Here is a 22,615-nt window from a genome sequence, read left to right on the forward strand (position 1 = left end):
AAGGTCAGTGGGCACTTTTCCAACGGGGAGCAGATGCGTTTCCACAAGGCGGAATCAGCATTTTTCGTCTTTATCTTCGTGATCCTGGCCGCCGGCCTGGTGACGCTGCATGCGTACGGGCTTCTGCAATCCTTCGCCACCGAGCTGCATACGGCTTCGGGCATGGACAAGGTCATCTATCTCAACAAGCTGCTGTTCGCGACCGGCGTGCTTTTGGCCACGGCGCTGTTCTTCGGCATCTTCTTCATCTATCCGTTGATCCGCAAACAGGCAACGGAGGAAGGCAAGCTGCGCGCCATGACGGTTTCGCTCAGCGCCCGCTCGGAGACACTCGAGCATGCGGCCCTGACCGACGGCCTGACCGGCATGCAGAACCGGCGCTATTTCGACGATGCGCTGAAGGAGTATCTCGAGGAGTTCCGGCGCATCGAAAAGCCCGTCGGGCTGATGATCCTCGATCTCGACCATTTCAAGCAGGTCAATGACACCCATGGCCATGATGTCGGCGACGAGGTGCTCAAGGCCGTCGCGAATTGCCTCAAGGACATGACACGCTATCACGACGTGGTGGCGCGATTGGGCGGCGAGGAGTTCGCCGTGGTCACGCCCAACATGGACGCCGAACTGCTGGGCAAGTTCGCCGAGCGCATCCGCAAGGCGATTGCCAACATGTCGGTGCTATCAGGCAATGTCCGCCTCAAGATCACCACCAGCGTCGGTTTGGCGGTCTGGGACCGAAAGGAAACCGCGGAGGAGTTCTATCGCCGGGCCGACCGCCAGCTCTATGAGGCGAAGAGGCAAGGCCGCAACCGCGTCTGCGCCTGAAATCCCGACGAAGAATTCATGAGGCAGGCCGCTTGACGCGGCTTTCTCGACTTCCGGTGCTTCTCGAAAGCCACGTCATTCAGCTCGGCCTGATGAATTCCCTTTCGGGATTTACCCAGCGCGCGAACGAGCAGACGCCTTGGACGCTTGACGCGGCTTCCCAATCTGTCGGCAGAAGGACGTAACGCTGCAGGTTTAGTCGTTTTGCGGGCGCAGGCCGAAGGTCGCGGGCTTGAGGCCGTAGCGCATGTCGAAATCGTCATCCGATTGCACGCGGGTGGCGGCCGGCGGCTTGCGGTAGTCGGGATCGCCGGCCTGGCGGCCGGAATCGACGACTTCGGCGAAGGCCATCGCCTGCGGTGTCGGCTTCGGCACGTTGCGCAGCCGCTCGACGATCGCCACCAGATCGATATCGTCGCCTGACTTCGATGATGCGGCCTCTTCGCGCTTGGCCGTGCCGGGGAGCAATTCCGAGGACAGTTTTTCGAACTTCAGCCGCATGGTCGTCGCCACGCCTTCGCCAAAGGCAATGGCTTCGCGCTGGCCCATGGACGACAGGAAGGCCAGCGTCGAGGCAGAGGAGTTGGCAATCGCCGAGCGGATGATCGCCTGGTCCTGCTCATTGGCAAGCCGCATGGCGAAGAAGGTCGAGCATTGCGACAGGATGGTTGGGTCGAGCTCACCCGGGCGCTGGGTGACGACGCCGAGATAGCAGCCATATTTGCGGCCTTCCTTGGCGATGCGCGACAGCGCGTGCCTGGTCGGCGCGAAGCCGAGACGCGGATCGGCCGGCATATAGCGGTGCGCTTCTTCGCACAAAAACAGAAGCTGCAGCTTGCCCTCGCTCCACAAAGCAAGGTCGAAGGCCAGGCGCGCCAGCACCGAACAGACGGAATTGACTACTTCGGACGGCATGCCGGCCATCTCGAAGCAGGTCACCGGGCGGCCATGATGCGGCACGCGGAAGAGGTTGCCGATCGTCTCGTGGATGGTGTCCTCGATCAGGCGCGAGTTGAACATGAAGCGGTAGCGCGGATCGGCAGCGGCCGATTCAACGCGCGTCTTCAGGGATTTCAGCGTCGGACGATCGGTCTTGCTTTCGAGCATGCCCATACGCTCGTCGATCTGCTTGATAAGGTCGGCAATGCGGTAAGGCACAGGCGTATCGGCGGTCAGCGCGTCGCTGCCGCGCCTGATGTAGCTGCCCGAATTCGGATTGCGGTAAAGGTTCTTGGCTGCGGGGATGAGGTCGCGCAAGGCGTCGATCTCTTCCGGCACGGTCTCGCGGCCGCGGAATAGCACCTCGGCGAATTCCTCCAGCCTGAACATCCAGAACGGAAGGTCGAGCGTCTTGGAATCGACCCTGACGCAATATTCGGGCAGCGACGCGGCGAACTCGTTGTGCGGATCGAGGATCAGGATGCGCAGGTCGGGCCGCGCCGCGATCGACTTGCGCAGCAGCAGCGAGACGGCGGTGGATTTGCCGACGCCGGTGGTACCGACAATGGCGAAGTGACGCGCCAGCGTGTCGTCGATGGCGATGTTGGCGGCGATCGTCTCATCCTGCGAGAGTGTGCCGATGGTGATCGAATGACGCCCGGCAAGATCATAGACCGCCTGCAGGTCACGGGTGCGGATGCGATGGGCGATGGCGCCGATATGCGGATAGGTGGTGATGCCGCGATCGAAGATCGGCTTGGCGCCCGGCTCTGCTCCGTCGCGGACTTCGCCGATCAGCTCGATGCTGACCTCGATCGGGTTCTGGCCTTCATTGCTCCAGGCGCGGTCCGACTTGCCGATCCCATAGACCAGGCCGACGGTTCGCGTGGATCCGAGATTGATGGAAATCATCTTGCCGACCGTCCACAGGCCGGTCACCGCGCCGTCAACATCGTCCGCATAGGCGCTGATGGTGGCGCGCGCGCCATCGCATTGCACGACATTGCCCAGAATGCGCCTGTCGTTCTGCTCTGCGGTGCGACGCTCCTGCGATGTTGGTTCTCCAACGGAGGCTTCGCGTTCGACATACATGGACAGGCCAATCCCCATTTCCCCTGGAGCATCGATCCTACAGGAATGGGGTTAAGGCGGGGTGAGGTCGGATGGTGTAGAGACGATTAAGGTGCTCGTGAAAATTGTCGCGAGACGACTCTTCTCCAACGCCGATATTTCGCTATACTGGACGTATGGATGATATAGCGAACGATATTTCCTCGACCATCGGCAGAAGAATCCATGCCGAGAGGATCATGCGGGACTGGTCGCTGGCCGAGCTTGCGGAGCGGTCGGCTGTGTCGAAGGCGATGCTCAGCACGATCGAACGCGGCAAGACCAGCCCGACGGCTGCGCTTCTGGTGCGCATCGCCGCGGCCTTCGGCCTGACGCTGTCGACGCTCATCGCGCGCGCCGAATTGCAAGGCGGCGGGCTGCTGCGCCAAGCCGATCAACCGGTGTGGCGCGATCCCGATACCGGCTATGTCAGGCGGCATCTGTCGCCCGCCTCGGACATGCCGCTGGAACTGATCAGGGTCCAGTTGCCGGCGGGCGCCAGGGTCAGTTTTCCCGCCGCTTCCTACGCTTTCATCAAGCAGCAGATATGGCTGATTTCGGGGCGGCTGGACTTCACGGAGGGCGACGTGGTGCACAGGCTCGAGCCGGGCGACTGCCTGGCGCTCGGCGCACCATCGGACTGCACCTTTCACGCCCCGGAAGCGGGCGCCGACTATCTCGTCGCGCTGGTCAGGGGTTGAACTGATGGCCAGACGACCAAAGCGCTCCCACAATGGGGGGCCGCCTCTCGATGAGTACAAGGGGCCGCCATGGGGCAAGGGCGATCCCTACATCTTCCTTGCCTGGCAGGCCGCTCATGCCAAGGCGTGGAAGGCGCCAAGCCGCGAGGTCATGCTGCTGCGCATGGACAAGGCCGAAAGGCTGGGGCTGACCTATGAGGAGTATACGCTCGAGATTCTGGAGCGCGGGCGGCATCTCAGGGAAGAGGACACCGAACGCATCGGCGCCATCAAGGCGGCACGAAAGCGTCGCCGCGTGCGCCATCTGGACTGACGGCAGCGCCGTGCTATCGCAATCACAGGACATCGTGCACATGAACTCGATCGAGATCGGATCCCTGAGCCCGGCAGCTGAGACGCCGGACATGCTGGCCGAACTCCTGGTCGCAACGGTAGCGGCCGGAGGATCGGTCAGCTTCATGCATCCGCTAGCACCGGAAGCAGCCAGGGCGTTCTGGGAGAAATCGCTGGCTGCGGCGGCAAGAGGGGAAAGGGCGGTGCTTGGTGCCTGGGACGGCAAGGTTCTGATCGGCACCGTGAGCTTGCTGCTCGACTGCCCGCCGAACCAGCCGCACCGGGCCGAGATCGCCAAGCTGATGACGCGCGTCGATTATCGGGGCAGGGGCGTGGGAACGCGCCTGATGCGGGCAGCCGAGAACCTCGCCGTGGAGCAGGGTCGCACGCTTCTGGTTCTCGATACAGCCACCGAGGAGGGCGCTTCCGGCCTCTACGAGAAGCTTGGTTTCACGCTGGCGGGCGAGATCCCGGACTATGCCTTGAAGCCGCATGGCGGGCTGACCGGCACGCTCATCTACTGGAAGCGTATCGGGTCAATCCTATAACCAGTCACGCTGGCGCGGAACCGGAGAGACGCGACAGCAGCCACTCGCGGAAATCCTGCTCGGCGCTGGTCAGGCGCGCGGTCGAGGCCCTCGTCAGAAAATGGCCCGAACTGCTGGAAAGTTCGAAATCGGAAAGCCTGACCAGCGTGCTGGCGTCGAGCGCCGCATCGACCAAAGGCCGTGAGCCCAGCAGCACGCCGCCGCCGGCGCTCGCCGCTTCCATCGCGGCGACGAAACTATCGAAGCGATGCGATCGCCTGGGGTGGCCAGCCAATCCTGAGGCCGCGAACCATTCCGCCCACATCTCGCGCGCGCCGGCGACCAGAAGCAGCGGCAGGGAGGTCCAATCGGCGCCGCTCGCCAGACCGGGGGCCGCCACGGGCACGAGCCGCTCGGTGGTCAGCCTGTCGGCTTCGCGGCCGGGAAAGGATCCGTTGCCGAAGCGGATGTCGAGCACCGAGCCCGGCAGGTCGTAGTCGGTTGGGCGATGGATCGTCACCAAATCGAGCTGGATGCGTGGCAGCGCCTTGGCCAGATCGGGCAGAGCCGGGACCAGCATCAGCAGAGCAAAGGAGATCGGCGCTCGAACGGTCACGGTCTGGACGGCGCGCGGCTCGAACAGTTCCGCGGTGCTGTTGCCGATGGTGGCAAAGGCCGACTGGATGTGAGGCAGGTAAGCAGCACCTTCCGGCGCCAGCGCGACACCGCGCGCCAGCCTGGAGAACAGGCGCGTCTTCAGCCGTTCCTCAAGTAACCGGATGTGCTGGCTGACGGCCGCCTGGGTCAGGCCGAGTTCAGCCGCCGCGGCGGTGAAATTCGATAGCCGCGCCGCGGCCTCGAAGCTGCGCAGCCAGTCAAGCGGCGGCAAGGGTGGGGGGATCGTTCGAGGCATCAGAAATTTATGGTCATTGGCCAAAAAATGATAATTGGAATTATGCCTTTCGCGCGGTCAACATGCAATCGACACCTGCGGATCGGACCGCAGGCGCAGCGGACAGGAACGGATATCCATGCTCACCCACGCGCTGATCGGCGACGAAGGCAGAACAATCGAACTTGGGTGGAAGGACGGGACGCGCACCCGCTTTCACGCCATGTGGCTGCGCGACAACGCGCTGGACGACAAGACGCGCAGCGCCGGCAACGGCCAGCGGCTGATCACCATCCTCGACATTCCCGTCGAGACGAAGATTGGTGCGGCGTCGATCAAGGGCGATGCCCTTGAGGTCAGCTTCGTGCCGGAAGGAAAGACGGTGAGCTTTCCCTCGATATGGCTGAGCGCCAATGCCTATGATCGCAATGCGCCGCGCCAAGCAGGATGGACAGGCGAGGACACCGTGCGATGGACAAAGGCCACGATGCAGAATTCGGTACCGCGCGCCGGGTACTCAGCAGCCAGCCGCGACCGCGCTGTGTTGCGGCAATGGCTGTCGGCGGTGAAAGCCTATGGCTTCGCAGTGATGGACGATCTGCCGGCCGAATCCGGGGCGCTCTGCAAAGTGTCCGATCTGTTCGGCTACATCAGGGAAACCAACTACGGACGCTGGTTCGAAGTGCGCGCCGAGGTCAATCCCAGCAATCTCGCCTACACCAATCTCGGCCTCCAGGCGCACACCGACAATCCGTATCGCGATCCGGTGCCGACGCTGCAGATCCTGTCCTGCATCGAAAATACGGTGGAGGGTGGTGAGTCCAGTGTCGTCGACGGGTTTGCCGTCGCGGCGGCGCTGCAGGCCGAGAACCCCGAAGGCTTCCGTCTGTTGAGCTCATGCCCGGCTCGTTTCGAATATGCCGGTTCGTCGGGCGTGCGGCTGCAGGCGAAGCGGCCGATGATCGAGCTCGGGCCCGACGGCGAGCTGATCTGCATCCGCTTCAACAACCGCTCGCTGGCGCCGACTGTCGATGTGCCGTTCGCCGACATGGAGGCGTACTACGCCGCCTATCGCCGGTTTGCCGAACTGATCGAGGATCCATCCTTCGAAGTGACCTTCAAGCTCGAAGCGGGGCAAGCGTTCATCGTCGACAACACGCGGGTCATGCATGCGCGCAAGGCGTTTTCCGGCAGCGGCAAGCGCTGGCTGCAGGGCTGCTACGCCGACAAGGACGGTCTGTTGTCGACGCTGGCGGCGATAGAACACGGCTTCAAGGAGGCTGCGGAATGAGCGGCCAGGATTTGAATGCGGACACCGTCGTCGAGTTCATCGCCGACATCTTCGAGCGCCGGGGGGCGGAATCTTATCTCGGCGAACCCGTCACCATGTCGGAGCACATGCTGCAGGGCGCGTGGTTCGCGGAGCAGGACGGCGCACCGGACGAGCTGGTGGCGGCGGCCCTGCTGCATGACATCGGCCATTACACCAGCGAGTTCGGCACCTATTCGCCCGAGGATGTCGAGGACAAGCATCATGACGAAGCCGGCGGCGAGGTGCTGGCACCGTTCTTTCCGCCTGTCATCGTCGAATGCGTCAGGCTGCATGTCTCGGCCAAGCGCTATCTCTGCGCCACCGACCCAACCTATTTCGGCAAGCTTTCGCAGGCTTCGGTGCATACGCTGTCGCTGCAAGGCGGGCCGATGAGCGCCGATGAGGTAGCCGAGTTTCGCAAGAATCCCTTCCATGAAGAAGCGGTCCGGGTCCGCATCTGGGATGAGAGCGGCAAGATTGCCAACATGAAGACGCGGACGTTTCGCGAGTATGTGCCGCTGCTGCAGCGGGTCGTTCGCGACTTTCGCGATCGCGCCTGACCGCAACTCACCGGGGACCTGACAGCCATGTGTTTCCGCTTCGACGGCGAGCGTGCGGTGGTCGCACACCGGCCGGATGACTGCAGCGAGCGCCTGCCTGCCGCCAGCGCTCGCGCCTCGTCACTGATCGCTTCCGGCGGCGAGCCCGGCCAACTCTCCGCTTCCCGTTCGTTCGAACCCGCCGATGCCGAGCACGCTCTGCGTCTTGCTGCTACCTGGGTGTTGCGGCGCAAGGCGCTCGGCAAGATCGAACGTTTGCTGACGATCGAACTCGATCCGCAAAACCGCGCGGTGCAGGTGCGCGGTGTCGGCAACCGTCTCGACTCGTTGGAAGAGCGCAAGATCATCGAGCGTTGGGCCAAGGCGAGGGGCGTGCGGCTCATGGCCTGAGACGGAAGACCCCGCGCGGCGGAAACGCCGCGCGGGGTGCACAAGGGCCGCGGACTATGCCTTGTGATGGACCTGCTGCAGCCCATAGACCGGCGTCGGCAGGCCCGCCTGTCTGGCCTTCAGTTGCAGCGACAGGAACTGCGAATAATGGCGCGACTGGTGCAGATTGCCGCCATGGAACCACAACGCTTCCTGCTGCGTCGGCTTCCACATGTTGCGCAATTCACCCTCCCATGGACCAGGATCCTTGGTGGTGTTCGATCCGAGGCCCCAGCATTTTCCAACCTTGTCGGCGACATCCCTGGAGATCAGGTCTGCCGCCCAGCCATTCATCGAGCCGTAGCCGGTAGCATAGACGATGACGTCGGCGGGCAGCTCGGTGCCGTCGCTGAGCAGCACCGAATGCTCCTTGATCTCGGCCACGTCGACACCGCTTTTCAGCTTGATCGAACCATCAATGATCAGGTCGGAAGCGCCGACGTCGATGTAGTAGCCCGAACCGCGCCGCAGATACTTCATGAACAGGCCGGAATCGTCATCGCCCCAGTCGAGCATGAAGCCGGCCTTCTCGAGACCCGTGTAGAATTTTGCATCGCGCTTCTTCATCTCTGCGTAAGCAGGGATCTGGAATTCGTGCAGGATCTTGTAGGGCAGGGAGGCAAAGACGAGATCGGCCTTGGCCGTGGTCATGCCGCTCTGAACCGCCTGTTCCGAATAGAGGGCCCCCAGCCCGATTTCCATCAACGTGTCGGACTTGACGATATGCGTGGTCGAGCGTTGCACCATGGTGACGTCGACGCCTGCTTCCCAAAGTGCCGCGGCTATGTCGTGGGCGGAATTGTTCGAGCCCACGACAATGGCTTTCTTGCCGGCATAGGCATCGGGACCGGGATGCTTCGAGGAGTGATGCTGATCGCCCTTGAAGGTTTCCATGCCTTTGAATTTCGGCATATTGGCCTTGCCGGATTGTCCCGTGGCCAGCACCAGTTGCTTCGGCTTCAGCGTGATGTCCTTGCCGTCGCGGTGGACGATGACGGTCCATTCCTTAGTCTTGTCGTCATAGGAAGCGCTCTTGGCCTCTGTCGAGGACCAGTAATTCAGCTCCATCACCTTGGTGTACATTTCCAGCCAGTCGCCGATCTTGTCCTTGGGCGAGAAGACCGGCCAGTTCTTCGGGAAATCGATATAGGGCAGATGGTCGTACCAGACCGGGTCGTGCAGGCAGAGCGACTTGTAGCGCTTGCGCCAGCTGTCGCCGGCCCGCTCGTTCTTCTCGATGATGATCGTGGGCACGCCGAGCTGCCGCAGCCGTGCGCCGAGCGCGATGCCGCCCTGGCCGCCGCCGATGATGACCGTATAGGGCTGCGTCTTGAAACCAAGTTCGGCGGCTTCCCTCTCGCGCTCCTCCTTCCATGTCGGGCGGTTCTTGCCCGAGCCATGCTTGGCACCCATCGGCCGCGCGAAGCCCGCCGGCTCCTCGTGGCCCTTCAGCTCGGCCATGGTGGTCAGCAGCGTCCAGATCTTGCCGTCCTTCAGCCTGACATGGCCGAAGCCGCGAGCCACCTCGGTCTCGAAGCTGATCCACCCGTCGATCAGCCCACCGCTCTCGGTCGCATCCTCACCCTTGGCGATGGCAAAATGGGATGGCCTGGTCTTCGACAACTGGCTTTTCAGCATGTCGCGGACCTGGTCGCGACCTTCCATGGTCTTGATGTTCCAGGTGAAGGTGACGAGGTCGCGCCAGTAGCAATCCTCCTGAAAGCAATCGACCGCTTTCTCGATGTCATGGGCGGCCAGGGCGGTGCCGAATTGGTCGAGCAGGTCGGACAGTTTCTTGTTTGGGGCCTTGTCGAGCATCAGCTTCCTCCCGTGAAATCCAGATCGTCATTGTGGCTCCGCCCGACGCGCCGGCCGGACGATGAAGTATCGACAGAGATGACAGACTTCGTCACGCCCCACCATAGTTTCCAGTGGTTTCAATGGTTTGTCTGGAATTAAGGTCATCAGGCCGGGGCAATGCCGCGCCGGTCGCGCAAACGTGATGGTCATATGCCGCAATGCGGTCACCGCGGCTGAGGACAACCGATCGGAGAAGCCGGAAGCGAAAGCGGGCAACAGGGCGGTTCCCGGGATTTTCTGGATGCGGAACTGTGGAGCCCGTTATGCAAGCGTCTTCATTCCTCTCTATCGGCCGGCGCACACGCGTCGCCGCAATGGCTCTGGTCATGGCCTTGAGCGCGGTCTTGACCAGCCCGCTGGTGTTGCCGGGAATCCAGTCCGCGCGTGCGGCGGAGATTTCCGTGACCATCCGCGAAAGGCTTTCAAGCTATGGCGGATGGCGCACCTCAAGCCGCTTCGGCGAGGTCTGGGTTCCGATGGTCCGTGCCGAGTGGCGGCCCTACACCGACGGCCGATGGGTCTGGACCGACGACGGCTGGTACTGGGAATCCGCCGAACCGTTCGGCGATGTCGTCTACCACTACGGTCGCTGGGCCTATGATCCCGATTTCGGCTGGGTGTGGATCGCCGGCGACCAATGGGCGCCGGCCTGGGTGGTCTGGCGCCAGGGTGGCGACGATGTCGGCTGGGCCCCGGCGCCGCCCGATGTCGACGTGGCCTTCGACGACGCATGGTGGTGTTTCGTGCCGGTGGCGGCGATCGGTGCGGTCGATCTGGTCAGAGTGGTGCGGCCTGCCACTGAGAATGTCGTGATCGTGCGCAACACGACGATCATCAACCAGACCGTCGTGGTCAACAACGCGCCACATGTGCGGCTCGGCAACCAGGTCGTCGCGATCAATGCCGGACCCAGGCTGCAACAATTCCCGAAGCCCGTCATAGCCTCGATCAAGGCGGCAAAATTGGCTCCGCCCCGCAAAGGGGTGATCGCAAGTGCGCGGCTCGATACGTCGAGAGGCGCGGAGATCAAGAAGCTGGCGGGCAATGGAGCGCCTGCCGCGACGGCCGCCAACGCGAGCGGGCCGACCGTCTCGGGTCATGGGCCGAAGACGCTGACCGGCAACAAGGCGATTTCCGCTGCGACCGCGGGCAATCCCGCCGTCGCGACGCCGGGTGTCCGCAAGCGGATGGTCGCCAGCAATGGCTCGAAAGTCGATGTGCTCAAGGCCCATGCCAACAAGACAGCAGGCAATGGGCGGCGTGTCGTGGTGAAGTCGTCGCCCAACTCGGCTCCACTCAAGGCGGTTTCTGGCCAGCGTCTCGCACGCGGGGCGGGGCCGCAAAAGCCGCACCAGCAGGCTCCGGCAATGCGCATGTCCCAGCACCATGGTCCGGCGAAAGTGTCACCTCACCACCCACCGGCAACGATGCAGGCCAAGAAGCCGGCGAAATGCGATCCGCGCGTTTCCCGCTGCAAGGCGCCGGGCTGACCACCACATGCCCCGGCACGCTCCGCGTACCGGCGCGATTTTTCCCGTTGACAGGCTGCCTTTCCCGCCCTTAGTGTCCGCCACCATGAAAACGGCACTCATTCTCGTAGGAAAGCGCGTGGGCAAGGCGGTGTAACCGCCGGGCGAAAACCCCCCATGCGCACACACAGGCTCCCTCGGGGGCCTTTTTTATTGCCTGAAACACGACTAAACGACCAGCAATCGCCAGATGGCGGACAGTACGGGACCAGACCGATGAGCAACGGACAAAGTGAACGGCGCGAAATGACGGGCGCCGAAATGGTGGTGCAGGCGCTGAAGGACAATGGCGTCAAGCATGTCTTCGGCTATCCGGGCGGCGCGGTTCTCCCAATCTACGATGAGATTTTCCAGCAGGATGAGGTCGAGCACATTCTGGTGCGCCACGAGCAGGGCGCCGGCCATGCGGCGGAAGGCTATGCGCGCTCGACCGGCAAGGCCGGTGTCATGCTGGTGACCTCCGGTCCCGGCGCCACCAACGCGGTGACGCCGCTGCAGGACGCGCTGATGGATTCGATCCCGCTGGTCTGCCTGACCGGACAGGTGCCGACCTCGCTGATCGGTTCCGACGCTTTTCAGGAGTGCGACACGGTCGGCATCACGCGCCCCTGCACCAAGCACAACTGGCTGGTGAAGGACGTCAACGAGCTCGCAGCGACCATCCACGAGGCCTTTCATGTCGCCACCACGGGCCGCCCCGGTCCGGTCGTGGTCGACATTCCGAAGGACGTGCAGTTCGCCAGGGGTTTTTACGTGTCGCCGCAGATCGCGCCGCGCACCAGCTATCAGCCCAAGGTCCAGGGCGACCTGGAGAAGATCAAGGCGGCGGTCGAACTGATGGCTGGCGCCAAGAAGCCGATCATCTATTCGGGCGGTGGCGTCATCAATTCCGGCTCGGAAGCGAGCCATCTGCTGCGCGAACTGGTCGATCTCACCGGCTTCCCGATCACCTCGACGCTGATGGGGCTCGGCGCCTATCCGGCATCGGGCAAGAACTGGATGGGCATGCTGGGCATGCACGGCACCTACGAAGCCAATATGGCGATGCATGATTGCGACGTGATGATCTGCATCGGCGCCCGTTTCGACGACCGCATCACCGGGCGGCTGACCGCGTTTTCGCCGAATTCGAAGAAGATCCACATCGACATCGATCCGTCGTCAATAAACAAGAACGTTCACACCGAGGTGCCGATCATTGGCGATGTCGGCCGGGTGCTGGAGGATATGGTGCGGCTGTGGCGGGCGACCGCCAAGACCGACAAGAAGGCGCTCTATCCGTGGTGGGAGCAGATCGCCAAATGGCGTGCGCGCGACTCGCTCGCCTACAAGATGAACAACGACGTGATCATGCCGCAATACGCCATCCAGCGGCTCTACGAACTGACCAAGAACATGGACACCTACATCACCACCGAGGTCGGCCAGCACCAGATGTGGGCGGCGCAGCACTATCATTTCGAAAAGCCGAACCGCTGGATGACGTCTGGCGGACTGGGCACGATGGGCTACGGCCTGCCGGCTGCACTCGGCGTGCAGATCGCGCATCCCGACGCGCTGGTCATCGACATCGCCGGCGACGCCTCGGTGCAGATGACGATGCAGGAGATGAGCGCTGCCGTGCAGCACGACGCGCCGATCAAGATATTCATCCTCAACAACCAGTATATGGGCATGGTGCGCCAGTGGCAGCAGCTGCTGCATGGCAACCGGCTGTCGCATTCCTACACCGAGGCTATGCCGGACTTCGTCAAGCTGGCCGATGCCTATGGCGGCCACGGCATACGCTGCGAGAAGCCGGACGAGCTGGACGACGCGATCAAGGAGATGATCGCGGTCAAGAAGCCGGTGCTGTTCGATTGCCGCGTGGCGACGCTGGCAAACTGCTTCCCGATGATCCCGTCGGGCAAGGCGCATAACGAGATGCTGCTGCCCGACGAGGCGACCGACGAGGCGGTGGCGAACGCCATCGACGCCAAGGGCAGGGAACTGGTGTAGTCAGCCTAGCCAAGGCAGGGCTGTCGCAAGAAGCCGTGCGTATACAGAGAGTTAGATCAAGAGTTTGAAATCGAGATTCATGTCATGAACGCACAGCTACAACCGACCGGCTCCGCCTACTTCATCGCCAAGGAAACGGAAAAGCCCGAGAACCACACGCTTTCCGTGCTGGTCGACAACGAGCCGGGCGTGCTTGCCCGGGTCATCGGGCTGTTCTCCGGGCGCGGCTACAACATCGAGAGCCTGACCGTCTCCGAGACCGAGCACGAGAAGCATTTGTCGCGCATCACCATCGTGACGCGCGGCACGCCGCATGTGTTGGAGCAGATCAAGCATCAGCTCGAGCGTATCGTGCCGGTTCACCGCGTGGTCGACTTGACCGTGCGCTCGCATGAGTTCGGCCAGGAGCGGCCGCTGGAGCGGGAACTGGCGCTGGTCAAGGTTGCCGGCACCGGCGAGGCCCGCGTCGAGGCGCTGCGGCTGGCGGACGCTTTCCGCGCCAGCGTCATCGACGCCAACACCGAGCATTTCATCTTCGAGATCACCGGCAAGGGCACCAAGATAGACCAGTTTATCGCCATCATGAAGCCGCTCGGCCTGGTCGAAATCTGCCGCACCGGCGTGGCGGCACTGAACCGCGGCCCACAGGGGATGTAGGGCTGCCTTAGTCGTCAGATTTTGTCGGCTGGACCTCGCCGCCTGCGCGGCCAGCGGGAGACCATGCTTGTCGCGAACAACCGGTTGTCGGTGCAGTCCCACGGCAGATGATCGCGTCTCAGCTTCCGGCGGGTTGAAGTCATGATCAAGGTGCGGCCGGCGGCTCTGGGTGGACCAACGGATCGTTGTTGCGCCAGATGCTTTGGTTATCTAAGGCAGCATTGCTGACTTTGTGGTCCCGATGTCCCTTGACGCATTCCTTGCCCTGCTCGTCTACGCCCTCGTGACGTCGATCACGCCTGGGCCGAACAATCTCATGCTTCTGGCATCGGGGGTGAATTTCGGCATCGTCAGGACGGTCCCGCACATGCTGGGTATCAGCATCGGGTTCCTGGTGCTGCTGGTCGCGGTGGGCCTTGGCCTTGGCGCCGTGCTGACGGCGTTTCCGGTGCTGCATACGGCGCTCAAGGTCGCCGGCGGCGCCTATCTGCTCTATCTCGCCTGGAAGATCGCCATGTCGCGCACTCTGACCGGCAAGGGCGAGACGAAAGCGCGGCCAATGCGCTTCATCGATGCGGCGGCGTTCCAGTGGGTCAACCCCAAGGCATGGGTAATGGCGATCACCGCCATGGCCGTCTACACCAATCCGGATCGCCCGTTCCTGTCGGTGGTGTTGATCTCGATAGCCTTCACCGTCGTCAATTTGCCGAGCGTCTCGGTGTGGGCGGGTTTCGGCACCGCGCTGCGCGGTTTTCTGTCGGACCCCGTGCGGTTGAAATGGTTCAACATCGCCATGGGAGTGCTGCTGGCGGCGACGCTTTGGCCGATGCTGCGTTAAGTCACTCGCCGTCCCGTTCGGAGTGACGACCGCGTTGCACAGCCATTGTGCAGTGCACATTAAATCTTCGTAATGCCGTGTTTTGGCCCTTTTCCGACAAAGGCGTGTCCTATCTATTCGGCGAAACCACGGCAATGGGCCGTGATTTGCGCTAGAATATGACCATCGGACCACGGCGTGTCGGATGGAGAGGGCCTTTTGACAATGCGTGGAAAAGTCGTTCTTTCGTTGCTTGCCGTCGCCTGCCTCGGCGGGGCGGCCTGGCTCTATCTTTCGCCAGACGCGTTGGGCAAGGTTCAGCAGCTCATCGGCCAAAAGCAGGCTGCCGCGGCAGACCAACCGGCCTCGGCTTCCGACAAAAAGGGCGCCAATGCGACGCGCTCGGCATCCATCCTCTCGGCCGTCGCTTCGACGGCAGATTTTCCGATCCGGCGCTATGCGATCGGTTTCGTCTCCTCGCCGGCCGTCGTCAGCATCAATGCGCGGGTATCCAGTCAGATCGTATCGATCGACGTCAAGGACGGGCAGATGGTGAAGACCGGCGACGTACTGTTTTCGCTGGACGACCGCGCGTTGAAGGCGCAACTGGCCAAGGATCAGGCGACGCTGGCCAAGGACCAGGCGATGCTCGCCAGTTCGGCGGCAGATCTTGCTCGCGCCAAGGATCTTGTCGCCAAGCAGGCCGGCACGCAGCAAACCTATGACCAGGCAGTGGCCGCGCAGAAGGCCGCGGCGGCGACCGTCGATGCAGACAAGGCGACGATCGACGCAGACAATGTCCAGCTCGGCTTTGCCACGATCACGGCGCCGATTTCCGGCAGGCTGGGCGCCGTCAGCGTCGCCGTTGGTGATCTCGTCACCGTCAGCAATGGCAACAGCAGCACCGCGACGCCACTTGTCACCATCACCCAGATGGACCCGCTGCAGGTGAACTTCAATCTGCCGGAAAGCAATCTGGCGCTGTTGCACAAGGCGCTTGTCAATCCGCAGCAAGGGGCGGTCACGCTGACCAAGGACGGCGACCCGACGCCGATCGGTAAGGGTACGCTCGATTTCGTCGATTCCAGTGTCGATACCGCATCAGGCACGATCGCCACGCGGGCAAGCATTCCGAATGCCGATCTTTCGCTTTGGCCGGGCCAGTATGTGAACGTCATCCTGGACGCCGGCATCATGCCGCAGATGACCTCCGTTCCCACCGTCGCGGTCCAGCCGAGCCAGAAGGGCCCGTTCGTCTACGTGGTCAAGCCGGACAATACCGTCGAGATGCGGCCGGTGGAGGTGGCGCTGACCGAAGGTGAGAGCAGCGCCATCAGCCAAGGGCTGAAAAGCGGTGAGAAGGTCGTCACCGAAGGTCAGACGCGGCTGAAGAACGGTGCTGCCGTGCATGAGGGCAAGGCCACGGCGAGTGCTGCCGCGCCCAAGGTCGCCGAGGCGACCAACGCCGGCGAGGCGGCCCAATGATCTCCGAATTCTGCATCCGGAGGCCCGTCGCCACCCTTCTTATGTCGTTCGCCCTCGTGCTGGGCGGACTGTTCGCCTACAAGTTCCTGCCGGTGGCAGCACTGCCGAGCGCCGAATTTCCGGTGGTCAACGTGTCGGCGCAGCTCGCCGGCGCCTCGCCGGAAACGATGGCGACCTCTGTGGCGACGCCGCTGATCAAGCAGTTCGCCACCATCGCCGGCATCGATTCGATCTCGACCACCAACTCGCTCGGCCAGACCTCGATCGCCATCCAGTTCGTGCTCAACCGCGACATCGACGCCGCGGCCGCGGACGTGCAGGCCGCGATTGCGCGCACCCAGAAATCGCTGCCGCCGCAGATGACGGCGCCGCCGAGCTATCGCAAGGTCAACCCGGCCGATGCGCCGATCCTTTTGATGTCGCTGGTCAGCGACACGGTTCCGCTGACCGATCTCGACGCCTTCGCCGAGAACGTGATCTCGCCATCGCTGTCGACGATCGACGGCGTCGCGCAGGTTTCAATCTACGGCCAGCAGAAATACGCCGTACGCATCCAGATCGATCCGACCGCGCTTGCCGCGCGCGGCATCTCGATCGATCAGCTGCAGACGGCAGTTGCCTCGGCCAATAGCAACACGCCGCTCGGCGTGCTCCAGAACAACAAGCAGCAGCTCACCATCACCGCCAACACGCAGCTGATGAACGCCGCCGACTTCTCCAACATCATCATCGCCACCAAAGACGGTCACCCGGTACGGCTGGGCGAGGTGACCCGCGTCGTCGATTCGGTCGAAACGACGACGACGGCGAGTTGGTATGACGGCACCCGCGCCATCATCATGGCGGTGCAGCGCCAGCCCGACGCCAACACGGTCGACGTCGTCGACAAGGTCAAGGCGATGCTACCGTCCTTCCAGGACCAGATGCCGGCGGCCGCCTCGATCAAGCTGCTCAACGACCGTTCGAGCTCGATCCGGCAGGCCGTCGACGACGTTCAATTCACACTGCTGTTGACCATCGCGCTGGTGGTCATGGTGATCTTCGTCTTCCTGCGCCGGGTGACGGCGACCATCATCCCGGCCGTGGCGGTGCCGATCTCACTGATCGCCACGCTCGGCGCGATGTTCCTGTTCGGCTTTTCCATCGACAACATCTCGCTGATGGGACTGACGCTGGCCGTCGGCCTCGTCGTCGACGATGCCATTGTCATGCTGGAAAACATCTTCCGCCATATGGAGGAGGATGGGCTGTCGGCCTTCGATGCGTCGCTCAAGGGTGCGCGCGAGATCGGCTTCACCATCATCTCGATCTCGATCTCGCTGGTGGCGGTGTTCATCCCCGTGCTTTTGATGGGCGGCGTCATCGGACGCATCTTCAACGAGTTCGCCGTCGTGGTCACGGTCGCCATCCTGGCGTCGATGTTCGTGTCGCTGACGCTGACCCCGATGCTGTGCTCGCGTTTGCTGTCGGTCACTAAGGCCGATCGCGACAAGCATGGCCCTGGCCACAAGCAGGACCTCGTCACACGCGGCTATGACCGAATCTTGAGCTTCTGCCTGCGGCACACCTTCCTGGTGTTCCTCGTCTTTGTCGGAACCGCGGCAGCGTCGGTGTGGCTGATCGAGGTCTCGCCGAAGGGTTTCTTCCCGCAGGAGGATATCGGTCAGATATCGGTGACCACCATCGCGCGCCAGGACATCTCGTTCGATGCCATGGCCAAGCTGCAAGGGCAGGTGGCCAGCGTCTTCTCGCATTCGCCCTATGTCGACCATGTGGCTTGGTCGGCGGGCAGCGGCAACAATGCGCTCAACCAGGGGCAGCTCTTCGTCCAGCTCAAGGGAAAGGACCAGCGTCCCGATATCGAGAAGGTGCTTTCGGATCTGCGCAAGCAACTGGCTGGCGTGGCGGGCATCGAGACCTACATGCAGCCGGTGCAGAACCTGAGGCTGGGTTCGCGCTCGTCGGCCAGCGCCTACCAGCTCGTGGTTCAGGGCCTCGATACCGGCCTGACCGATACATGGGCGCAAAAACTGAATGACGCGATGGCGGCAGACCATGCGACCTTCACCGACGTCACCAGTGACCTGCAGAACAACGCCCTGCAGGCATCGCTGGTCATTGATCGCGACAAGGCCGCCCAGCTCGGCATCGACACCGACACGCTGCGCTCCGCCCTCTATGGCGGGTTCGGCACCGACCAGGTTTCGACAATCTTCGGTTCGGCCGACAGCTACGAAGTCATCACCGAACTCGATCCCAAGATCGAGTGGTCGCCCGAGCGGATGCTCGCCATCCAGATGAGGACGGCGAGCGGCAGTCTGGTCCCACTTGGTGCCTTCGCCCGGGTCGATCGCACGGCAGGCGCCCTGACCGTCAACCAGCTCGGCCAGCTTCCGGCCGTCACCATCTCCTACAACCTGCCGCAGGGCGTGGCGCTGGGCGACAGCGTAACGCGCATCGACGCGCTCAAAGAGCAGATCGGCATGCCGACGGCGATCTCGACCACCTTTGCCGGCACCGCCAAGACCTTCCAGGACTCACTGGCCAACCAGGGCCTGCTGGTCGGCGGCGCGATCCTGACGATCTATATCGTGCTCGGCATTCTGTATGAGAGCTTCATCCATCCGCTCACAATCCTCACCGGCTTGCCGTCGGCTGTGCTAGGGGCGGTTGTTGCCTTGCGCTTCGCCGGCATGGACCTGTCGGTGATCGCTGTGATCGGCATCCTGATGCTGATCGGCATCGTCAAGAAGAACGGCATCATGATGGTCGATGTCGCGCTCGAATTGCGACGAGAGGGCATGTCGGCCACCGAGTCGATCCACAAGGCCTGCCTGATGCGTTTCAGGCCGATCATGATGACGACGCTGGCGGCGCTGATGGGCACATTCCCAATCGCGCTCGGCACCGGCGCCAGCGCCGAACTGCGCCAGCCGCTGGGCGTTGCCGTTGTCGGTGGTCTGCTGGCCTCGCAGGCGCTGACCCTGTTCGTCACGCCGGTGATCTATGTCTACATGGAGAATTTCTCGGGCTGGCTGGTTGGGCTGTTGCCGAAGCGCAAGCCCGAGTTGCATGTGGTCGAAACGGTGGACCAGCCGTCGCTGTTCGACGCCAGCGACAACATGCAGGGCGAGCCGCAAAAGGCGGCCGCCGAATAGAAGTCGAGGTGGCGATAGGTCTGGCCCAAGCCGTCGTGCTTGCGGCGGCATGATCGGGAACGTATTTTGCGGTCATGTCACACGATCATGACCACGACAACGAACTCGATCCGTTTGCCGCACGTGTCCGCGCACTGGAAACCATCCTGACGCGCAAGGGGCTGATCGATCCGGCCGCGATCGATGTCATCGTCGACACCTACGAGACCAGGATCGGCCCACGCAACGGTGCCAGGGTGGTGGCCAAGGCCTGGGCCGATCCGGCATTTGCCGACTGGCTGAAACGCGACGCGACGGCGGCGATCGAATCGCTGAGCTACACCGGCCGTCAGGGCGAGCACATGCAGGCGGTGTTCAACACCGAGGACACGCACAACCTCGTCGTCTGCACGCTGTGCTCCTGCTATCCGTGGTCGGTGCTCGGCCTGCCTCCGGTGTGGTACAAGGCGCCTCCTTATCGTTCGCGCGCGGTCATCGATCCGCGCGGTGTGCTGGAGGAGTTCGGGCTGACGCTGCCGGCGACCAAGAAAATCCGCGTCTGGGATTCGACCGCGGAACTGCGCTATCTCGTGGTGCCGATGCGGCCCGACGGCACCGAGGGCTGGAGCGAGGAGCGGCTGGCCGATCTGGTGAGCCGCGACGCGATGATCGGCACCGGACTGGCGAGGCTGCCGGCATGAACGGGCCGCAGGACCTCGGCGGGCAGATGGGGTTCGGACCGGTCGCACCCGAAAAGGACGAGCCGTATTTCCATGCCGCTTGGGAAAGGCGGGCGCTCGGTGTGACGCTGTGCGCCGGCGCCATGGGTGCCTGGAACATCGATGAAAGCCGGCATGCGCGGGAATCGCTGCATCCCGCCGACTACTATGCCTCCAGCTACTATCAGATCTGGATCAAGGCGCTGGAAGTGCTACTCAAGCGCCACGGGTTCGTCACCGAGCGCGATCTCAAGGCAGGTACGGCAGTCGATCCGGCAGCGGCACCCAAGCGGGTGCTGAAGGCCGAAAACGTGCCTGGTGTGCTGGCCAAGGGCGGTCCTTGCGACCGGCCGATGGCGCATCCGGCTCGGTTCAAGGCCGGCGATCCCGTGCGGACCAAAAATTTCAGCCCGACCGGACACACGCGGCTGCCGCGTTATGCACGTGGCAAGCATGGAACGATCGAGGCCGTGCGCGATGGGTTCGTGTTCCCCGACAGCAACGCACATGGCCGGGGCGAGAATCCGCAATGGGTCTACACCGTTGTTTTCGACGGGGCGGAAATCTGGGGCGAGGGCGCCGACCCGACGCTGAGCGTGTCGATCGATGCCTGGGAGAGCTATCTTGAGCCGGCGTGAGGCAAACGAACTCGCCGCCGATTTGCCACCGGGCGTCGATGCGCCGGTCTTTGCCGAGCCATGGCAGGCCGAAGCGTTCGCCATGACGGTGGCGCTGCATGGCAAGGGCCTGTTTTCGTGGAGCGAATGGGCGCAGGCGCTATCGACCGAGGTGAAGAAGCCAGGTGCCGCGGCTGACGGCCACGACTATTACGAACATTGGCTGGCGGCACTCGAAGGCCTGCTTGCCTCCAAAGGTCTGGCAGCCAAGGCCGATGTCGACGCGATGGCCGAAGCCTGGGGGCGCGCAGCACATGCTACCCCGCACGGCAAGCCGATCCTTCTGGAGAACGATCCCAGCCCGACCATATCGGTCGTGGCAGCCCGACCATAGGTCGTGGCGGCCCGACCGGATAGGTTGTGGTGGCGCGGTATCTGTTCCCTTTACGTTCTTGTTCGCGCCTGATAGCCTGATGTGTCGGCGGCACTGGCGCGCCATCGATGCGTCGATGGTGGTGGCAGCTATCTTGTCTTTCCCTTGCGAATCCGGTCTCTCGCGCTGATGGAATTCTCTCCCCAACAGGACGAGGCGCTGCAAGCGGTTGCCCGCTGGCTGAAGACCGGAAAGCCGCAGCTGTTCCGGTTGTTCGGTTATGCCGGCACCGGCAAGACGACGCTGGCGCGCTATTTCGCCGAACATGTCGAGGGCCAGGTGCAGTTCGCCGCCTTCACCGGCAAGGCGGCGCAAGTGCTGCGCTCCAAGGGTGCGGTCAATGCCCGCACCATCCATTCGCTGATCTATCGGCCGAAGGGCGAGGAATCGGTATCGGACGAGGTCACCGGCAAGACCTCGATGTCGCCGACCTTTTCGCTCAACCGGCAGAGCCCGATCTCGCGGGCGAAACTGGTCGTCATCGACGAATGCTCGATGGTCGACGAGCAGCTTGGCCGCGACCTGATGAGTTTCGGCACGCCGATCCTCGTGCTCGGCGACCCCGGCCAGCTGCCGCCGATCTCGGGCGGCGGCTTCTTCACCGACCACGAGCCGGATTTCCTGCTCACTGAAATCCACCGGCAGGCGCGCGACAACCCGATCCTGCGGCTGGCGCTCGATGTGCGCGAGGGCCGCGAATTCATGCGCGGCGACTACGGGACGGCGCAGGTGATCGGCAAGGAAGACGTCACCCAGGATCTGGTGCTGAAGGCCGACCAGGTGCTGGTCGGCACCAACCGCACGCGCCGGCGCTACAATCAGCGGCTGCGCGAGCTCAAAGGCTTCAATGCCGACTATCCGCAGGCCGGCGACAAGCTGGTCTGCCTGCGCAACGATCCGGCCAAGGGCCTGCTCAACGGCTCGCTGTGGAAGGTGATGACTTCGTCGCGCGAGACGGTGAAGCCCGGCATCAATTTGCTGGTTTCTCCCGAAGAAGACGATCCAGATCGCGGCGTCGCCAAGATCAAGCTGCTCAAGGCGGCCTTCGAGGATCCGGATGCCGACATCCCCTGGCAGCAGAAGAAGCGCTTCGACGATTTCGACTATGGCTACGCGCTGACCGTGCACAAGGCACAGGGCTCGCAATGGAACGAGATCGTGCTTTTCGATGAAAGCTGGGCCTTCAAGGAAACCCGCCAGCGCTGGCTCTATACTGCGATCACGCGGGCGGCCGAGCGGCTGACGATCGTCAGGTAGCAAGCACTCGCGCGGAAATGTCGTGTTTTAGCCACGACCCTGTTGCTGCCCGGTCGGCTGGACGCCGAGCCATTGCCAGGCCGCGGCTTCGTCCTCGGTCTCGAAATGCTTGAATTCGATTGACGGCGAATCGCGCAGGGCGTGTCGCGCGTCCGCGGTCCAGTCCGGCTCGCCGATTGCCGCGCAACGGCCAACATGTTCCATCGCATGGGCGGTGCCCTGCTTCAGGGTTTCTTCCGCGATATTGGCCCAGTCTACGCCATCGTGGTCGACAAGGCGCACCAGAACATCGATGCGTGGGTGAAGGGCATAGGCTGCCTCCATCAAGCCGAAAAGGTTTTCGCCATCGGCCGCCGAGATGTGCCCGACAACATCGATGGCGAGCAGGTCGTCACGGCTGGTCTCGATACGACGGATCGCCGGCACGGAATCGAGAAAATTCATGGCGCTTCCTTTCACGGACATCGTTCATCAGGCT

Annotated in this window: 21 protein-coding genes; 17 read left to right on the forward strand and 4 right to left on the reverse strand. The window is 63.1% G+C overall.

Translation table 11 applies throughout. The features are described from left to right. Window positions 1-33: 33 nt before the first annotated feature. Complete coding sequence (locus AC1RZR_RS17930) at window positions 34-825, forward strand: GGDEF domain-containing protein (RefSeq protein ID WP_379021989.1); 792 nt, start codon at window positions 34-36, stop codon at window positions 823-825. Between the two features lie 195 nt (window positions 826-1,020). Here AC1RZR_RS17930 and AC1RZR_RS17935 read toward each other — a convergent pair whose 3' ends face one another. Further along, window positions 1,021-2,856, reverse strand: coding sequence for an ATP-binding protein (locus tag AC1RZR_RS17935; RefSeq protein ID WP_481825461.1), 1,836 nt, complete (start codon window positions 2,854-2,856; stop codon window positions 1,021-1,023). Window positions 2,857-3,011: 155 nt separating this feature from the next. Here AC1RZR_RS17935 and AC1RZR_RS17940 point away from each other — a divergent pair, with 155 nt between their 5' ends. From AC1RZR_RS17940 to AC1RZR_RS17950, 3 genes are read left to right on the forward strand one after another with little or no spacing between them, the layout of a single operon-like run. Then, on the forward strand, window positions 3,012-3,575 hold the full coding sequence (locus tag AC1RZR_RS17940) for a helix-turn-helix domain-containing protein (protein ID WP_481825462.1): 564 nt from the start codon (window positions 3,012-3,014) through the stop codon (window positions 3,573-3,575). Between the two features lie 4 nt (window positions 3,576-3,579). Beyond that, on the forward strand, window positions 3,580-3,888 hold the full coding sequence (locus AC1RZR_RS17945; RefSeq protein WP_184873406.1) for a hypothetical protein: 309 nt from the start codon (window positions 3,580-3,582) through the stop codon (window positions 3,886-3,888). 40 nt (window positions 3,889-3,928) lie between these two features. Then, entirely contained in the window at window positions 3,929-4,456 is a 528-nt protein-coding gene (locus AC1RZR_RS17950) for a GNAT family N-acetyltransferase (protein ID WP_481825463.1), read from the forward strand. Window positions 4,457-4,460: 4 nt separating this feature from the next. On the opposite strand, the gene AC1RZR_RS17955 is transcribed toward AC1RZR_RS17950, so the two are convergent. After that, a complete protein-coding gene (locus AC1RZR_RS17955; protein WP_481825464.1) occupies window positions 4,461-5,348 on the reverse strand; it encodes a LysR family transcriptional regulator in 888 nt (295 codons plus the stop codon). 118 nt (window positions 5,349-5,466) lie between these two features. Here AC1RZR_RS17955 and tmpA point away from each other — a divergent pair, with 118 nt between their 5' ends. The 3 genes from tmpA to AC1RZR_RS17970 are packed head-to-tail and all read left to right on the forward strand — an operon-like array spanning window position 5,467 to window position 7,589. Then, on the forward strand, window positions 5,467-6,618 hold the full coding sequence (gene tmpA, locus AC1RZR_RS17960) for a 2-trimethylaminoethylphosphonate dioxygenase (protein WP_481825465.1): 1,152 nt from the start codon (window positions 5,467-5,469) through the stop codon (window positions 6,616-6,618). After that, a complete protein-coding gene (tmpB, locus tag AC1RZR_RS17965) occupies window positions 6,615-7,199 on the forward strand; it encodes a (R)-1-hydroxy-2-trimethylaminoethylphosphonate oxygenase (RefSeq protein WP_481825466.1) in 585 nt (194 codons plus the stop codon). The genes tmpA and tmpB overlap by 4 nt, the downstream gene beginning before the upstream one ends. Before the next feature lie 27 nt (window positions 7,200-7,226). Next, window positions 7,227-7,589: a hypothetical protein gene (locus tag AC1RZR_RS17970; protein ID WP_481825467.1), complete on the forward strand. Its 363-nt coding sequence runs from the start codon at window positions 7,227-7,229 to the stop codon at window positions 7,587-7,589. A gap of 54 nt (window positions 7,590-7,643) precedes the next feature. Here the strand turns inward: AC1RZR_RS17970 and AC1RZR_RS17975 are convergent, their stop codons facing one another. Next, window positions 7,644-9,446 carry an NAD(P)/FAD-dependent oxidoreductase gene (locus AC1RZR_RS17975; protein ID WP_481825468.1) on the reverse strand — a complete coding sequence of 601 codons (1,803 nt, stop codon included), beginning with the start codon at window positions 9,444-9,446 and terminating at the stop codon, window positions 7,644-7,646. 305 nt (window positions 9,447-9,751) lie between these two features. On the opposite strand from AC1RZR_RS17975, the gene AC1RZR_RS17980 reads away from it, so the two are divergent. The 10 genes from AC1RZR_RS17980 (at window position 9,752) to AC1RZR_RS18025 (ending at window position 22,137) form a co-directional block, all read left to right on the forward strand. After that, a complete protein-coding gene (locus tag AC1RZR_RS17980; RefSeq protein ID WP_481825469.1) occupies window positions 9,752-10,978 on the forward strand; it encodes a DUF6600 domain-containing protein in 1,227 nt (408 codons plus the stop codon). A 255-nt stretch (window positions 10,979-11,233) separates the two neighbouring features. Beyond that, window positions 11,234-13,015, forward strand: coding sequence for an acetolactate synthase 3 large subunit (locus AC1RZR_RS17985; RefSeq protein ID WP_481825470.1), 1,782 nt, complete (start codon window positions 11,234-11,236; stop codon window positions 13,013-13,015). Between the two features lie 84 nt (window positions 13,016-13,099). Further along, the gene (gene ilvN / locus AC1RZR_RS17990) at window positions 13,100-13,672 is read left to right on the forward strand and encodes an acetolactate synthase small subunit (protein WP_379096145.1); all 573 of its coding nucleotides are present in this window, start codon (window positions 13,100-13,102) and stop codon (window positions 13,670-13,672) included. Between the two features lie 241 nt (window positions 13,673-13,913). After that, window positions 13,914-14,510, forward strand: coding sequence for a LysE family translocator (locus AC1RZR_RS17995; RefSeq protein WP_379096151.1), 597 nt, complete (start codon window positions 13,914-13,916; stop codon window positions 14,508-14,510). Window positions 14,511-14,714: 204 nt separating this feature from the next. Continuing rightward, entirely contained in the window at window positions 14,715-15,974 is a 1,260-nt protein-coding gene (locus AC1RZR_RS18000; RefSeq protein WP_481825471.1) for an efflux RND transporter periplasmic adaptor subunit, read from the forward strand. After that, window positions 15,971-19,132, forward strand: coding sequence for an efflux RND transporter permease subunit (locus tag AC1RZR_RS18005; RefSeq protein WP_481825472.1), 3,162 nt, complete (start codon window positions 15,971-15,973; stop codon window positions 19,130-19,132). Before AC1RZR_RS18000 ends, AC1RZR_RS18005 begins: the two co-directional genes overlap by 4 nt. 74 nt (window positions 19,133-19,206) lie before the next feature. Next, window positions 19,207-19,812 (forward strand): nitrile hydratase subunit alpha, encoded by a 606-nt coding sequence (gene nthA / locus AC1RZR_RS18010; RefSeq protein ID WP_481825473.1) that lies wholly within the window; start codon window positions 19,207-19,209, stop codon window positions 19,810-19,812. Further along, complete coding sequence (nthB, locus tag AC1RZR_RS18015; RefSeq protein ID WP_481825474.1) at window positions 19,809-20,468, forward strand: nitrile hydratase subunit beta; 660 nt, start codon at window positions 19,809-19,811, stop codon at window positions 20,466-20,468. The genes nthA and nthB overlap by 4 nt, the downstream gene beginning before the upstream one ends. Continuing rightward, window positions 20,455-20,841 carry a nitrile hydratase accessory protein gene (locus AC1RZR_RS18020; protein WP_481825475.1) on the forward strand — a complete coding sequence of 129 codons (387 nt, stop codon included), beginning with the start codon at window positions 20,455-20,457 and terminating at the stop codon, window positions 20,839-20,841. Before nthB ends, AC1RZR_RS18020 begins: the two co-directional genes overlap by 14 nt. Window positions 20,842-21,009: 168 nt before the next feature. Then, window positions 21,010-22,137 carry an ATP-dependent DNA helicase gene (locus AC1RZR_RS18025; protein WP_477274747.1) on the forward strand — a complete coding sequence of 376 codons (1,128 nt, stop codon included), beginning with the start codon at window positions 21,010-21,012 and terminating at the stop codon, window positions 22,135-22,137. Window positions 22,138-22,164: 27 nt separating this feature from the next. On the opposite strand, the gene AC1RZR_RS18030 is transcribed toward AC1RZR_RS18025, so the two are convergent. Further along, on the reverse strand, window positions 22,165-22,581 hold the full coding sequence (locus AC1RZR_RS18030; RefSeq protein WP_477274749.1) for a SpoIIAA family protein: 417 nt from the start codon (window positions 22,579-22,581) through the stop codon (window positions 22,165-22,167). Between the last annotated feature and the right edge of the window lie 34 nt (window positions 22,582-22,615).

The sequence above is a fragment of the Mesorhizobium bavaricum genome, assembly GCF_056781655.1.